Genomic DNA, 13,119 nt, shown 5'->3' on the forward strand with positions numbered 1-13,119 from the left:
CCGTTTCCACACATCGTTCCCACGTCGGCCAAAGCGCGCGAGCTTAGTGCGGAGGGGCGAGCCACGCGACCGTTTTATGCCCGTCCGGAGCCAAATCACCGGCCATCGGGTAGACACCATGAGGTACGGATGTGGATGTTTCAGACGGCCCCGAGGAGCCCCGGCGATGAGCGACCAGTCACCACCAACGGGCTGGACCCCTCGTGACCCGGACACCCCGGACCGACCCCCGGCAGGCCCGTCAGGCCCGGCCGCGGCCCGCCCCGCCGACGGGGGCAAGGGCCCCAAGGCCCGCCCGCGGCGCACCGGATGGCGCCGCTTCCTGCCCACCTGGCGCATGGTCGTCGGCACCCTGCTGCTGGTCGCCCTGCTGATCGGCGGCGCGCTCGTCGCCGGCTACCTGCTGGTCGACATCCCGCCGGCCAACGCCGCCGCCACCGCCCAGTCCAACGTGTACCTCTACGCCGACGGCTCCCAGCTCGCCCGCGACGGCGAGGTCAACCGCGTCAACGTCCCGCTGTCGCAGGTACCCCGGGGCGTCCAGGAGGCCGTACTGGCCGCAGAGGACCGGGACTTCTACTCCGAACGGGCGGTGGACCCCAAGGCGATGGTCCGCGCCGCCTGGAACACGGCGACCGGCAAGGGCACGCAGTCCGGTTCGACCATCACCCAGCAGTACGTCAAGAACTACTACCTGGGCCAGGAACAGACGATCAAACGGAAGGTCAAGGAGTTCTTCATCGCGATCAAACTCGGTCGCGAGAAGTCGAAGGACTACATCCTGGAGGGGTACCTGAACACCAGTTACTTCGGCCGCAACGCCTACGGCATCCAGGCCGCCTCCCAGGCCTACTACGGCAAGGACGTCAACAAACTGACCCCCGCCGAAGGCGCCTACCTCGCCACCCTCCTCAACTCCCCCAGCGCCTTCGACGTCGTCTCCCACCCCCAGAGCCGCGACCGCGCCGTCGCCCGCTGGAACTACGTGCTCGACGGCATGGTCAAGAAGAAGTGGATGACGGCCGGGGAGCGCACCGCCGTGCAGTTCCCCGAGCCCGGCAAGGTCCGCGCGGCCGCCGGCCTCTCCGGGCAGCGCGGCTACCTCGTCGAAGCCGTCAAGGACTACATCGCCGAACACAAGATCCTCGACGACAAGACCCTCGCCGAAGGCGGCTACCGGATCACCACCACCATCGACAAGCGCCGCCAGACCGCCTTCGTCGACGCCGTCCAGAAGCAGCTGATGGACAAGCTCGACCCGCAGGCACGCCCGGCGGACCGCGTGGTCCGGGCCGGCGGGGCCTCCATCGACCCGGCCACCGGCAAGGTCGTCGCCCTCTACGGCGGCATCGACTACACCAAGCAGTACGTGAACAACGCGACCCGGCACGACTACCAGGTCGCCTCCACCTTCAAGCCGTTCGTCTTCGCCTCGGCCGTCCAGAACGACTCCCGCACCCAGGACGGCCGCCGGATCACCCCGAACACCATCTACAACGGCGACAACAAGCGCCGCGTCGTCGGCACCCGGATCCCCTACGCCCCCGAGAACGAGGGCCAGCAGTCGTACGGGGACATCACCGTCAACACCGCCACCGACCTCTCCGTCAACACCGTCTTCGCCCAGATGGTCGTGGACGTCGGCACCGAGAAGGTGAAGCGGACCGCCATCGACCTCGGCATCCCCGAGAACACCCCGAACCTCGTCGTCGGCCCGGCCATGGCCCTCGGCACCATGCAGGCCAGCGTCGTGGACATGACCCAGGCCTACGCGACCCTCGCCGACCACGGCCGGTACACCCCGTACACCTTCCTGGAGAAGATCTCCAAGGACGGCGACGACATCCACCTCCCCGACCGCACCCCCCGCCAGGCCGTCAGCCGCGAAGCCGCCGACACGACCACCTCCATGCTGGTCAGCGTCGTCGACAACGGCACCGGTACGGAGGCCCTGGCCGCCGGCCACCCGGCCGCCGGCAAGACGGGCACCGCCGAGCTGGACCGCGCGGCCTGGTTCGCGGCGTACACCCCCGACCTGGTCACGGTGGTCTCGGTGATGGGGCAGGACCCCGACACCGGCACCCTCCAGTCCCTGTACGGGGCGCTCGGCGAGGCCCGCCTCGGCGGCGGCGGCTACCCCGCCCGGATCTGGGCCGCCTACACCAAGACGGCCCTGGAGGCCGCGGACCCCGAGGACTTCGACCTGGAGCTCCAGCCGGGCGCGGCCCAGCTCCCGCCGCCCCCGCCGGTCCAGCCCACCACCCCCCAGCAGCCCGAGGGCAGCCGCCCGCCGTGGCAGCGCCCCGACCGGCCGACCCCGCCGGGACCGCCCACCCCGCCGACCCCGCCGAACGGCGGCCAGACCAACGGGGGCCAGACCACCGGAGGCGAGACGACGGGCGGCCAGACCAACGGGGGCCAGACCACGGGGGGCGAGACGACGGGCGGCCAGACCAACGGGGGCCAGACGAACGGCGGCCAGACCACCGGAGGCGAGACGACGGGCGGCCAGACCACCGGAGGCGAGACCACCGGCGGCCAGACGAACGGCGGCACCACCCAGGGCCGCCGCCCGCCGTCACACTTCCTCGAATGAGGGTGATCAGTGCCCGGAGGTGGCCTTCAGACCCACCACCGCGACCAGCAGCAGACAGATGAAGAAGATCCGGGCGGCGGTGACGGGCTCCCCCAGCACCGCCATCCCGAGCACGGCCGCCCCGGCCGCGCCGATGCCCACCCACACGCCGTACGCCGTACCGATGGGCAGGGTCTTCGCCGCGTACGACAGCAGCACCATGCTGGCGACGATGCCGGCACCGGTGAACACGGACGGCCACAGCCGGGTGAAGCCCTCCGTGAACTTCATGCCGATCGACCAGCCGACCTCCAGCAGACCGGCGACGAGAAGAAGAACCCAGGCCATGACAGGCACCTCCGGGACGAGACGGAAACGGGGGTGCGTCGTCTTTGCGTCCTGCTACCCGGTACGGCGCGTCTCGTCGGGGGTTCCGCCCCACCGTAGCAAAGGGCACACGAAAGGGCCGGTGACGCTGGTCACCGGCCCTTTCGCAGATCCGAACCTCAGAGATACAGCCCGGTGGAGTCCTTGGACCCCTCCAGCCGCTCCGCGGCCACGGCGTGCAGGTCCCGCTCGCGCATCAGCACGTACGTCGCCCCGCGCACCTCGACCTCGGCACGGTCCTCCGGGTCGTACAGCACGCGGTCGCCGGGCTCGACGCTGCGCACGTTCTGTCCGACCGCGACCACCTCGGCCCAGGCGAGCCGCTTGCCCACCGCGGCCGTCGCCGGAATCAGGATGCCGCCGCCGGAGCGCCTCTCTCCCTCGGGCGTGTCTGACTTCACGAGCACGCGGTCGTGGAGCATGCGGATGGGCAGCTTGTCGTGGGTGGTGTTCTCGCTCACGACCTGAACCTACCTGCCGCCGTCCGCCCTGTAAGCCGGAGGGTCGTCACCGCGGCGTCACCGCTTGCGGCGCGAGGAGGCCACGAGCAGCCCCACCACGCCGACCGCGAGGAGCGCGACCGGTACGATCCGCTCGAAGCGCGGGGCGCCGTCCTCGTGGCGCAGACCGTCCTTCACGTCGGTGACGAGCCGGTTCACGGCGACGAAGGCGCGGCCGGCCGTGTGGTCCACCGCCGAGGCGACCCGGGCCTTCGCGTCCCCGATGATCGTCTGCGGGTGCATGCGCACGCCGATCTCGTCGAGCGTCTCGGCGAGCTGCTCGCGGCGGCGGACGATGTCCGCCTCGATCTGTGCGGGGGTCCTGGCTTCCGGCACCGCGCTGCCTCCGTCGTCGTTTCGTCGTCTGTGGGCTTGATCCGTCATGGACAGTCTGTCAGCTAAGTCAGCTTAGGCTCATGCCGTACGGATCCCCTCCCGAGGAGAGCACTGACATGAGCGAGCGACTCCAGCCGGGCGACATCGCCCCCGCCTTCACCCTGCCCGACGCGGACGGCAACGAGGTCTCGCTGGCCGACCACAAGGGCCGGAAGGTGATCGTGTACTTCTACCCGGCGGCCCTGACGCCGGGCTGCACCAAGCAGGCCTGCGACTTCACGGACAACCTGGACGTCCTGGCCACGGCCGGCTACGACGTCATCGGCGTCTCCCCGGACAAGCCGGAGAAGCTGGCGAAGTTCCGCGAGCAGGAGCACCTGAAGGTCACCCTGGTCGGGGACCCGGAGAAGGAGACCCTGACGGCGTACGGCGCCTTCGGCGAGAAGAAGCTGTACGGCAAGACGGTCACCGGGGTCATCCGCTCCACGGTGGTCGTGGACGAGGAGGGCAAGGTCGAGCACGCCTTCTACAACGTCAAGGCCACCGGCCACGTTGCGAAGATCATCAAGGACCTGGCCATCTGACCCCGCCCGGCCCCACCCCGCGAAGTCCCGCACCAGAAGTGGTGCGGGGCTTTCCGTTTATCGCACGTAACGCTCCGCATATCGGTTCGTTAGCCCATACGAGGCCGGAACACACGGCCGGGACGGGGGAGTCATGACCGACCCGTACGCGCGGGGCACACTGGCCGCGGCAGCAGCCGCATCGACGGGCCGGGCCGATCCGATGCGGCGCCTCGGCCTGAAGGAGAGCGGCGGGCGGCGGCGCGCGCTCCGGGAAAAGGTCACCCTCTACGGGATCGACACCAGCCACTTCCCGGCTGTGGAACGGGGTCGCGTCGAGCTGCCGTTCACTCCCGCGGAACTCGCCGCGGCAGCGGGCTCCGCCGACAGCATCCGCGGAACGGCTCGCGCCCTGGGCGTCCCCGACGACAGCCGGTCCCGCGCCGCACTCGGAAGGATGCCGAAAGAGCACGGCATCGACACTGCCCACTTCCGCAACTCCCGCCGGGCCATCCCGGAGGAGGCCGTCCGCGCCGCCGTTCGGGAAGTGACCAGCTTCGCCGACCTGATGCGGGCCCTCGATCTCGAAGTGAACGACGTCAACCATCGCCGGGTGCGGCGGCGCGTCACTCAACTCGGACTCGACGTCAGCCATTTCAAGCGGCGCACTGGGCAGCCCCGACGACGACGCGCCGACCCGTCGCATCCGGCGCACTGACCGTGCTTCCCGAGGGCTCCCCCCGGACCAACCGCAGCCAACTGCACCGGGCCCTACAAGAAGCCGGCACCCTTACACCTGCGCCACGTGCGGGAATCCCGGCGAACGGCCGGGACAGCCGATCACCCTTCAGATCGACCACATCAGCGGCGACCGGCTCGACAACCGGCGCGAGAACCTCCGCTACCTGTGCCCCAATTGCCATGCGTTGACGGACACCTGGTGCCGCGGAAGCCGTCGCCGCAATGATGTCGCCCGCCGGCCCCCCGCAGTCGTAGACTGACCGCAGCCGGCCAGGACCAATGTCCGAATTGGCCGGTTAGTCGCGGTCGTGGTGGAATTGGCCTACACGCAACTTTTAGGTAGTTGTGGGAGAAATCCCTTGAGGGTTCGAGTCCCTCCGACCGCACCGACACGAAGGCCCCGTACACGCATCCGCGTACGGGGCCTTCGGCACGTCGGCCCGGCCTCAGCCCAGCAGCTCCCGCAGGACCGGGATCAGGCCGCGGAAGGCCTGGCCGCGGTGGGAGATGGCGTTCTTCTCGTCCGCCGTCAGCTCAGCGCAGGTGCGGGTCTCGCCCAGGGGCTGGAGGATCGGGTCGTAGCCGAAGCCGCCGCCGCCGACCGGGGTGTGGCGGAGGGTGCCCAGGAGGCGGCCCTCGACGACGCGTTCGGTGCCGTCCGGGAGGGCCAGGGCGGCGGCGCAGAAGAAGTGGGCGCCGCGGTGCTCGTCGGCGATGTCGCCCAGCTGGGCCAGCAGCAGTTCGAGGTTGGCGCGGTCGTCGCCGTGGGCGCCCGCCCAGCGGGCGGAGAAGATGCCGGGGGCGCCGTTCAGGACGTCGACGCACAGGCCGGAGTCGTCCGCGATGGCGGGGTGGCCGGTGGCCCGCGCCAGGGCGTGGGCCTTCAGGAGGGCGTTCTCGGCGAAGGTGACGCCGGTTTCCCTGACGTCGGGGATCTCGGGGTACGCGTCCGCGCCGACCAGCTCGTGCGGCAGGCCGGCGGCGGACAGGATGGCGCGGAGCTCGCTGACTTTGCCCGCGTTGCGGGTCGCGAGGATCAGGCGGGTCATGGTCCCCATTATCCCGGGGTGCAGACCTTGGAGATCTCGGCGGCGGCGTCGGCGACGGGCTTGACGTCGGGGGTGGTGTCGCCGTTGTTGACGGCGGTGCGGACGTTCTTGACGGCCGTGCTCATGGAGTCGACGGCCTTGCCGAGGTCGGCGTTGCCCGTCGTGTCCTTGATCTTCTTGAGGTTGGTGTCGACCTGGTCGAGCGCGTTCTGGGTGTCCTGGATGCTGTTGCCCGCGTTGGAGACGGCCTGCTGGAGGTTGTTGACGCTGTCCGCGATGGCGACGGCGGTGTTGGCGCAGTCCATGGCGGTGGAGATGGCGTCGCAGCTGGTCACGGCCGGGACGGTGAGGGTCGCGGCCAGTGCGATGGCGGCGATGCGGAGTTTCGGCTTCATGGATCGGTCCCCCCGGAAAGGCTCGGATGCGTGGACGGGCGCACGGTGGTGACACCGTGCGCCCGTACCTGCGTAGACGCGTGCCCGCGCCCGGTGGTTGCTAGGGGACCTGGAGGTCCAGGGCGCCGAGCTGGAGGGCCTCCAGGTCGGCGCAGCCGCCGGCGGCGAGGTCGAGGAGCGCGTTGAGTTCCTTGCGGTCGAAGGGCTCGCCCTCGGCGGTGCCCTGGACCTCGACGAAGCGGCCGTCGCCGGTGCAGACGACGTTCATGTCGGTCTCGGCGCGCACGTCCTCCTCGTAGCAGAGGTCGAGGAGCGGGACGCCGTCGACGATGCCGACGGAGACGGCGGCGACGGTGCCGGTGAGGGGCTTGCGGCCGGCCTTGATGAGCTTCTTCTTCTGGCCCCATGCGACCGCGTCGGCGAGGGCGACGTAGGCGCCGGTGATGGCGGCGGTACGGGTGCCGCCGTCGGCCTGGAGGACGTCGCAGTCCAGGACGATGGTGTTCTCGCCGAGGGCCTTGTAGTCGATGACGGCGCGGAGCGAGCGGCCGATGAGGCGGGAGATCTCGTGGGTGCGGCCGCCGATCTTGCCGCGGACGGATTCGCGGTCGCCGCGGGTGTTGGTGGAGCGGGGCAGCATCGAGTATTCGGAGGTGACCCAGCCTTCGCCGCTGCCCTTGCGCCAGCGCGGGACGCCTTCGGTGAAGGAGGCGGTGCAGAAGACCTTGGTGTCTCCGAAGGAGATGAGGACGGAGCCCTCGGCGTGCTTGCTCCATCCGCGTTCGATGGTGACCGGGCGGAGCTGTTCGGGCGTGCGGCCGTCGATGCGAGACATGGCTGTGAGCCTAGTCGGTGCGGGGGTACGCGTGGACCCCGTCCGGTGTGCCCGGTACGGGGTCCTCGTACTGCCTGCCGAGCGCTGGGCTCAGCTCACATCATGTCTTCGATCTCGCCGGCGATCGGGTCGGCGTCGGTGCCGATGACGACCTGGATGGCGGTGCCCATCTTGACGACGCCGTGGGCGCCGGCGGCCTTGAGGGCGGCTTCGTCGACGAGGGAGGGGTCGGCGACCTCGGTGCGCAGGCGGGTGATGCAGCCCTCGACCTCTTCGATGTTGTCGATGCCGCCGAGCCCGGCGACGATCTTCTCAGCCTTGGTGGCCATGTGTTTCTCCCTGAGTGGTTCGAAGAACGAGTCTCTGCGGCCGTGCCCGGCTACCCGCTGCGTCCGCTTTGTCACGGTAGCTCAGGTCGCTCACGGTTGGCCTATCTGCGCGAGCGTGAGCCCGGCCCCTGCCGAAGGATGACGATCAGCAGCAGCCTGCCCACAACTGGTCTACACCAGTGTGCCGCACGTACTGCGACTGCCAAAACGGGCCGGTCGAGGGAGGACGCGGATGAGTGCGAGCAGCGCGGCGGCGGTGCCGCGCAAGCAGTGGTGGAACGGACTGTTCCAGGGGCTGCAGAAGATGGGGCGCAGCCTTCAGCTGCCGATCGCGGTGCTGCCCGCGGCGGGCATCCTGAACCGGCTCGGGCAGCCGGACGTGTTCGGCAAGGACGGTCTGGACTGGAGCGCGGTCGCCAAGGTGATGGCCGGGGCGGGCGGGGCGCTGCTGGACGCCGACCTCGGGCTGCCGCTGCTGTTCTGCGTGGGTGTCGCGATCGGCATGGCCAAGAAGGCGGACGGTTCGACGGCGCTGGCGGCGGTGGCGGGGTTCCTCGTGTACCGGGGGGTGCTGCACGCGTTCCCGAAGCCGTGCCCGTCCGGGACGAAGGACGTCGGGGGCGGCTGCCTGACGCCCACGGACACCTTCGCCGGGTACGCGTACCAGAATCCGGGGGTGTTCGGCGGCATCGTGATGGGTCTGCTGGCGGCCTGGTTCTGGCAGCGCTACCACCGGGTGAAGCTGGTGGACTGGCTCGGCTTCTTCAACGGGCGGCGGCTCGTGCCGATCATCATGTCGTTCGTGGCGATCGTGTTCGCGGCGCTGTGCCTGTGGATCTGGCCGCCGGTCGGTGACGCGCTGGAGAGCTTCTCGGACTGGCTGGTGGGGCTGGGCGCCTGGGGTGCGGGCATCTTCGGCGTAGCGAACCGGGCGCTGCTGGTGATCGGCCTGCACCAGTTCCTGAACGTGCCGGTGTGGTTCCAGTTCGGCAGCTACACCAAGCCGGACGGGGCGACGGTGCACGGGGACATCAACATGTTCCTGGCGGGCGATCCGGATGCGGGCCTGTTCCTCTCCGGCTTCTTCCCCATCATGATGTTCGCCCTGCCGGCGGCGGCGCTGGCGATCACGCACTGTGCGAAGCCGCAGCGGCGCAAGGAGGTGGGCGGGCTGATGCTGTCGGTGGGCCTGACCTCGTTCGTCACGGGGATCACGGAGCCGCTGGAGTACTCCTTCCTCTTCGTGGCGCCGGCGCTGTACGTGGTCCACGCGGTGCTGACGGGCGTGTCGATGGCGGTGACGTGGGCGCTGGGGGTGCACGACGGGTTCAGCTTCTCGGCCGGTCTGATCGACTACGTCATCAACTGGGGTCTGGCGACCAAGCCGTGGCTGATCATCCCCATCGGGCTGGGGTTCGCGGTCGTCTACTACGCGGTGTTCCGCTTCGCGATCACCAGGTGGGACATCCCGACCCCGGGGCGGGAGTCGGACGAGGAGATCGCCGTGATGCAGGCGGAGAACACCAAGGCGTAGCGCCCCTTGTGACACAAGGCCAGGGCCTTCGGATCCAGCGATCCGGAGGCCCTTCGTCCTGTGGCGCAGGCCACACAAAATCGAAGGTTCCTTATCTAACCCCGACCGTGCTACAACTGGTCTACACCACCCAATGGTGTAGACCATGCAGCTGCCGAGCAGCCAGTGGTCCCCCATTTCCGAGACGCCGCCACCCCCATTTTCCATGTCCCCAGGCAGCGCCTTGTCCTCTGGAGGAACCCATGTCCACAGCGACCGCTGCGGAGAAGAAGAAGGGCGCTGGCGTGATGGCCGTCATGCAGCGCATCGGCCGGAGCCTCATGCTCCCCGTTGCCGTGCTGCCGGCCGGCGCTCTGCTCATCCGCCTCGGCCAGGACGACATGCTCGGCAAGGCGTCGCTCCCGGACTTCATCAACAAGATCGCCACCTACATGGCGGCCGGTGGTGACGCGATCATCGGCAACATGGCGCTGCTGTTCGCCGTCGGCATCGCGATCGGCTTCGCCAAGAAGGCCGACGGCTCGACGGCCCTGGCCGCCGTCACCGGTTACCTGGTCTTCCAGAAGGTGCTCGCCACCTTCACCGACCCGAGCCTGCCGAAGGTCGCCAAGGTGGTCGACGGCAAGATCGCCATGGTCGAGGCGCCCGTGGACGCCAAGGTCCTCGGCGGTGTCGTGATGGGCATCGTCGTCGCCCTGCTCTACCAGAAGTTCTACCGGACCAAGCTGCCGGACTGGGCGGGCTTCTTCGGCGGCCGCCGCCTGGTCCCGATCCTCTCCGCCTTCGCGGGCCTGTTCATCGGCATCGTCTTCGGTCTGATCTGGCCGGTGCTCGGCAAGGGCATCCACGGCTTCGGTGAGTGGCTGGTCGGCTCCGGCGCCGTCGGCGCGGGCATCTTCGGTGTCGCCAACCGCGCGCTGATCCCGGTCGGCATGCACCACCTGCTCAACTCCTTCCCGTGGTTCCAGGCGGGCGAGTACAACGGCAAGAGCGGCGACATCGGCCGCTTCCTCGCCGGCGACCCGAGCGCCGGACAGTTCATGACCGGCTTCTTCCCGATCATGATGTTCGCCCTCCCGGCGGCCTGCCTCGCGATCGTCCACTGCGCCCGCCCCGAGCGCCGCAAGGTCGTCGGCGGCATGATGTTCTCCCTCGCGCTCACCGCGTTCGTCACCGGTGTCACCGAGCCGATCGAGTTCACCTTCATGTTCATCGCCCCGGCGCTGTACGCGGTCCACGCGGTCCTGACCGGTGTGTCCATGGCCCTGACCTGGGCGCTCGGCATGAAGGACGGCTTCGGCTTCTCCGCCGGCGCGATCGACTTCTTCCTCAACCTCGGCATCGCGACCAAGCCGTGGATGCTCGTCCTGGTGGGCCTGTGCTTCGCGGCCCTCTACTACGCGATCTTCCGCTTCGCGATCACCAAGTGGAACCTCCCCACCCCGGGCCGCGAGTCCGACGAGGAGCTCGCCGAGCTGGCCAAGGCCGAGGCCAAGTAAGGCCGGCGGCCCCCGCAGGCCCCGCGGTTTCGTAGGCGGCAACTACGCGACGGAGCCCCCGCTCTCCCGGAAGGGAGGGCGGGGGCTCCGTCGTTCTCGGCGTACTCCTGAGGATCAGACCTCGTACACGGCGCCCGCGTGCGCGAGGTCGACCCGGCCGTCGTAGACCGCGCGGGCGTCCGCCAGGTTCTGCGCGGCGTCCGTCCACGGCGGGATGTGCGTCAGCACGAGCCGTCCGACCCGGCCGTCGCGCGCGTACTCGCCGGCCTCGCGGCCGTTGAGGTGGAGGTCCGGGATGTCCTCCTTGCCGTGCGTGAAGGAGGCCTCGCACAGGAACAGGTCGGCGCCCTCCGCCAGCATCCCCAGCTCGGGGCAGACCCCGGTGTCACCGGAGTACGCCAGCACGCGCCCGCCGTGCTCGACGCGGATGCCGTACGACTCGACCGGGTGGCAGACCTTCTCCGTGCGGACGGTGAACGGGCCGATCTCGAAGACGGCGGACTTCAGGGTGCGGAAGTCGAAGACCTCGCTCATCGAGCGCTCGTCCGGGACGTCCTCGTACGCCGTGGTCAGGCGCTGCTCGGTGCCCTCGGGACCGTAGACGGGGATGGTTCCGCAGCGGCCGCCCTCGTGCCGGTAGTAGCGGGCGACGAAGTACGCGCACATGTCGATGCAGTGGTCGGCGTGCAGGTGGCTCAGGAAGATCGCGTCGAGGTCGTAGAGACCGCAGTGGCGCTGGAGCGCGCCGAGGGAGCCGTTGCCCATGTCGAGGAGCAGCCGGAAGCCGTCGGCCTCGACGAGATAGCTCGAACATGCCGAATCCGCGGCCGGGAAGGACCCCGAACAGCCGACGACGGTGAGCTTCATGGAGCGTGAACCTCCGGGGACGGTCCGTGGACGGAATGCGGGCCGTGCGTGGGTCGAGCGTAAGGCGCGAAACCTCCGGTCGCTCCTCCGCGGCGGGCCGTTGTGGGGGGAATCACCTGTGGTGTCACCCAGGGGAGCGACGAGGGGCGCGGGCGTTGCCGCGCCGGGGGCCGCGTGCGCGGCTACGGTCGGAATATGGACACGTCGTGGTGGCCCGCCGTACTGGCGGCGGTCGCCGTGGCGGTGGTGGTGCTGCTCCCCCGGCGGGCCACGGCGGTGGCGGTGGCGCCCCCGCCCCACGGGCAGGCGCCGCCGCCGCGGGTGCGGCCGGGTGAGCTGTGGCGGCTGGCGGACGGCCGGACCTGCCTGGTGCTGGCGGTACGGGCGCACCGGGAGCGGGCGCGGGTGGCGTGGGTCGCCGGGAAGTACGACGACCGGCGGGCAGGGGTGATCCCGCTGCCGCCGGGGATGGCCGGGTGGCACGGGCGGGGCGGCTTCCTGGAGGCGGACCGGCCCGAGGAGGTGTCGCTGTGGGAGTTCCGCACGCTGGTGGGGACGCTGGACCCGGTGTTGTGGGACGAGGCCAAGGGGCTGGCAGGCGGTGCGCAGTGATCCGGCTGCGGCGGGTCTACGATCCCCCCGAGCCGGGGGCGGACGGCGTGCGGGTGCTCGTGGACCGGCTGTGGCCGCGCGGGCTGTCGAAGGAGGCGGCCGCGGTGGACGAGTGGCCGCGGGACGTGACGCCGTCGGCGGAGCTGCGGAAGTGGTTCCACGCGGGCGGTTCGCCCGAGGAGTTCCGTCGGAGGTACGAGGCGGAGCTGGCGGCCCCCGGGGCGCGGGACGGCCTGGACCGGCTGCGTGAGCTGGCGGCGGCGGGCCCGGTGACGCTGCTGACGGCGGTCAAGGACCCGGACCACAGCCATGCGGCGGTGATCGCGGAGCTGCTGGGCGGCGGCGCGTGAGCGCGTTCCGCCCCCGCCGCGGGTGTGCGGCGGGGGCGGAACGGACGGCGGGGGCGGGGTCAGACGTGGGCGACGGGCCGCTCCGTGCACAGGGCCCAGATGACGAACACCCCGATGGCGATCGCGATGAGCGCCCACAGGGGCTGGTAGGGCAGCCACAGGAAGTGGAAGATCACCGAGATGGCGGCCAGGACGACGCCGGCGGCCCGGCCCCACTGGGCGCCCTTGAGGATCCCGACGCCGACGGCGAAGACGATGACGCCGAGGATCAGGTGGATCCAGCCCCAGGCCGTGAGGTCGAACTTGAAGGTGTAGTCGCCGACCGGCAGGTACACCTCGTCCTTGGCGAGGGCGGCGATGCCCTCGAAGACGCTGAATACGCCGTTGACTGCCATCAGGACACCGGCGAAGGTCGAACCGCCGGTGGCCCAGGCGTTGGGGGTGGTCCTGCCCTGGGGGGTGGTACTGCCCGGGGTGGTGGTCATGTCGCCACCTTCCTGCTGGGGGAACCGGTCGGTACCGAGCGTGCGCGCGCGGGGCGGGGCGG

17 protein-coding genes, 1 tRNA gene and 1 riboswitch are annotated in these 13,119 nt (G+C 70.3%); of the genes, 9 read left to right on the plus strand and 9 right to left on the minus strand.

Annotated features, from left to right (window positions below; translation table 11 throughout):
* Window positions 1–166: 166 nt before the first annotated feature.
* On the plus strand, window positions 167–2,596 hold the full coding sequence (locus tag ACZ7IF_RS27325; protein WP_470976360.1) for a transglycosylase domain-containing protein: 2,430 nt from the start codon (window positions 167–169) through the stop codon (window positions 2,594–2,596).
* A gap of 6 nt (window positions 2,597–2,602) precedes the next feature.
* Here the strand turns inward: ACZ7IF_RS27325 and ACZ7IF_RS27330 are convergent, their stop codons facing one another.
* The 3 genes from ACZ7IF_RS27330 to ACZ7IF_RS27340 form a co-directional block, all read right to left on the minus strand.
* Window positions 2,603–2,923 (minus strand): DMT family transporter, encoded by a 321-nt coding sequence (locus ACZ7IF_RS27330; protein ID WP_030158619.1) that lies wholly within the window; start codon window positions 2,921–2,923, stop codon window positions 2,603–2,605.
* Between the two features lie 32 nt (window positions 2,924–2,955).
* A riboswitch (guanidine-III (ykkC-III) riboswitch) is annotated at window positions 2,956–3,035 on the minus strand.
* A 46-nt stretch (window positions 3,036–3,081) separates the two neighbouring features.
* On the minus strand, window positions 3,082–3,423 hold the full coding sequence (locus ACZ7IF_RS27335) for a GroES family chaperonin (protein WP_079427293.1): 342 nt from the start codon (window positions 3,421–3,423) through the stop codon (window positions 3,082–3,084).
* 57 nt (window positions 3,424–3,480) lie between these two features.
* Window positions 3,481–3,798, minus strand: coding sequence for a DUF3618 domain-containing protein (locus ACZ7IF_RS27340; RefSeq protein WP_007264333.1), 318 nt, complete (start codon window positions 3,796–3,798; stop codon window positions 3,481–3,483).
* 116 nt (window positions 3,799–3,914) lie between these two features.
* Between ACZ7IF_RS27340 and bcp the strand changes: the two genes are divergently transcribed.
* The 4 genes from bcp to ACZ7IF_RS27360 all read left to right on the plus strand — a co-directional run bounded on the left by bcp (window position 3,915) and on the right by ACZ7IF_RS27360 (window position 5,488).
* Window positions 3,915–4,382, plus strand: a complete 468-nt coding sequence (gene bcp / locus ACZ7IF_RS27345; protein ID WP_469114344.1) for a thioredoxin-dependent thiol peroxidase — start codon at window positions 3,915–3,917, stop codon at window positions 4,380–4,382.
* 133 nt (window positions 4,383–4,515) lie between these two features.
* A complete protein-coding gene (locus tag ACZ7IF_RS27350) occupies window positions 4,516–5,079 on the plus strand; it encodes a hypothetical protein (RefSeq protein WP_470976362.1) in 564 nt (187 codons plus the stop codon).
* A gap of 133 nt (window positions 5,080–5,212) precedes the next feature.
* Complete coding sequence (locus tag ACZ7IF_RS27355) at window positions 5,213–5,362, plus strand: hypothetical protein (protein ID WP_470976589.1); 150 nt, start codon at window positions 5,213–5,215, stop codon at window positions 5,360–5,362.
* Window positions 5,363–5,404: 42 nt separating this feature from the next.
* Window positions 5,405–5,488: transfer RNA gene (locus ACZ7IF_RS27360), tRNA-Leu, on the plus strand.
* Window positions 5,489–5,548: 60 nt separating this feature from the next.
* Here ACZ7IF_RS27360 and rdgB read toward each other — a convergent pair.
* From rdgB to ACZ7IF_RS27380, 4 genes are all read right to left on the minus strand, one after another.
* A complete protein-coding gene (gene rdgB, locus ACZ7IF_RS27365; RefSeq protein WP_470976365.1) occupies window positions 5,549–6,151 on the minus strand; it encodes an RdgB/HAM1 family non-canonical purine NTP pyrophosphatase in 603 nt (200 codons plus the stop codon).
* Window positions 6,152–6,159: 8 nt separating this feature from the next.
* Window positions 6,160–6,546, minus strand: a complete 387-nt coding sequence (locus ACZ7IF_RS27370) for a hypothetical protein (RefSeq protein WP_470976368.1) — start codon at window positions 6,544–6,546, stop codon at window positions 6,160–6,162.
* Window positions 6,547–6,646: 100 nt separating this feature from the next.
* Window positions 6,647–7,381, minus strand: a complete 735-nt coding sequence (gene rph / locus ACZ7IF_RS27375; protein ID WP_361597624.1) for a ribonuclease PH — start codon at window positions 7,379–7,381, stop codon at window positions 6,647–6,649.
* 95 nt (window positions 7,382–7,476) lie between these two features.
* A complete protein-coding gene (locus ACZ7IF_RS27380) occupies window positions 7,477–7,785 on the minus strand; it encodes a PTS sugar transporter subunit IIB (protein WP_469114350.1) in 309 nt (102 codons plus the stop codon).
* A 157-nt stretch (window positions 7,786–7,942) separates the two neighbouring features.
* Here ACZ7IF_RS27380 and ACZ7IF_RS27385 point away from each other — a divergent pair, with 157 nt between their 5' ends.
* Both ACZ7IF_RS27385 and ACZ7IF_RS27390 read left to right on the plus strand, forming a co-directional pair.
* Window positions 7,943–9,244 carry a PTS transporter subunit EIIC gene (locus ACZ7IF_RS27385; RefSeq protein WP_470976372.1) on the plus strand — a complete coding sequence of 434 codons (1,302 nt, stop codon included), beginning with the start codon at window positions 7,943–7,945 and terminating at the stop codon, window positions 9,242–9,244.
* A gap of 242 nt (window positions 9,245–9,486) precedes the next feature.
* Window positions 9,487–10,743, plus strand: coding sequence for a PTS transporter subunit EIIC (locus tag ACZ7IF_RS27390; protein WP_470976375.1), 1,257 nt, complete (start codon window positions 9,487–9,489; stop codon window positions 10,741–10,743).
* A gap of 114 nt (window positions 10,744–10,857) precedes the next feature.
* On the opposite strand, the gene ACZ7IF_RS27395 is transcribed toward ACZ7IF_RS27390, so the two are convergent.
* Window positions 10,858–11,610: an MBL fold metallo-hydrolase gene (locus ACZ7IF_RS27395; protein ID WP_470976378.1), complete on the minus strand. Its 753-nt coding sequence runs from the start codon at window positions 11,608–11,610 to the stop codon at window positions 10,858–10,860.
* Between the two features lie 195 nt (window positions 11,611–11,805).
* Here ACZ7IF_RS27395 and ACZ7IF_RS27400 point away from each other — a divergent pair, with 195 nt between their 5' ends.
* Complete coding sequence (locus ACZ7IF_RS27400; RefSeq protein ID WP_470976380.1) at window positions 11,806–12,222, plus strand: hypothetical protein; 417 nt, start codon at window positions 11,806–11,808, stop codon at window positions 12,220–12,222.
* Complete coding sequence (locus ACZ7IF_RS27405; RefSeq protein ID WP_470976383.1) at window positions 12,219–12,572, plus strand: DUF488 domain-containing protein; 354 nt, start codon at window positions 12,219–12,221, stop codon at window positions 12,570–12,572. The genes ACZ7IF_RS27400 and ACZ7IF_RS27405 overlap by 4 nt, the downstream gene beginning before the upstream one ends.
* A gap of 59 nt (window positions 12,573–12,631) precedes the next feature.
* On the opposite strand, the gene ACZ7IF_RS27410 is transcribed toward ACZ7IF_RS27405, so the two are convergent.
* Complete coding sequence (locus ACZ7IF_RS27410) at window positions 12,632–13,057, minus strand: DUF7144 family membrane protein (RefSeq protein ID WP_470976386.1); 426 nt, start codon at window positions 13,055–13,057, stop codon at window positions 12,632–12,634.
* Window positions 13,058–13,119 lie beyond the last annotated feature (62 nt).

This window comes from Streptomyces sp. NPDC037421, from assembly GCF_055602105.1.

Excerpts from the sequence above, each read along its gene's own strand:
- ACZ7IF_RS27325 (WP_470976360.1), top strand. The coding sequence starts at position 167 with ATGAGCGACCAGTCACCACCAACGGGCTGGACCCCTCGTGACCCGGAC.
- ACZ7IF_RS27330 (WP_030158619.1), bottom strand. The coding sequence starts at position 2,923 with ATGGCCTGGGTTCTTCTTCTCGTCGCCGGTCTGCTGGAGGTCGGCTGG.
- bcp (WP_469114344.1), top strand. The coding sequence starts at position 3,915 with ATGAGCGAGCGACTCCAGCCGGGCGACATCGCCCCCGCCTTCACCCTG.
- ACZ7IF_RS27350 (WP_470976362.1), top strand. The coding sequence starts at position 4,516 with ATGACCGACCCGTACGCGCGGGGCACACTGGCCGCGGCAGCAGCCGCA.
- rdgB (WP_470976365.1), bottom strand. The coding sequence starts at position 6,151 with ATGACCCGCCTGATCCTCGCGACCCGCAACGCGGGCAAAGTCAGCGAG.
- ACZ7IF_RS27370 (WP_470976368.1), bottom strand. The coding sequence starts at position 6,546 with ATGAAGCCGAAACTCCGCATCGCCGCCATCGCACTGGCCGCGACCCTC.
- rph (WP_361597624.1), bottom strand. The coding sequence starts at position 7,381 with ATGTCTCGCATCGACGGCCGCACGCCCGAACAGCTCCGCCCGGTCACC.
- ACZ7IF_RS27385 (WP_470976372.1), top strand. The coding sequence starts at position 7,943 with ATGAGTGCGAGCAGCGCGGCGGCGGTGCCGCGCAAGCAGTGGTGGAAC.
- ACZ7IF_RS27390 (WP_470976375.1), top strand. The coding sequence starts at position 9,487 with ATGTCCACAGCGACCGCTGCGGAGAAGAAGAAGGGCGCTGGCGTGATG.
- ACZ7IF_RS27395 (WP_470976378.1), bottom strand. The coding sequence starts at position 11,610 with ATGAAGCTCACCGTCGTCGGCTGTTCGGGGTCCTTCCCGGCCGCGGAT.
- ACZ7IF_RS27400 (WP_470976380.1), top strand. The coding sequence starts at position 11,806 with ATGGACACGTCGTGGTGGCCCGCCGTACTGGCGGCGGTCGCCGTGGCG.
- ACZ7IF_RS27410 (WP_470976386.1), bottom strand. The coding sequence starts at position 13,057 with ATGACCACCACCCCGGGCAGTACCACCCCCCAGGGCAGGACCACCCCC.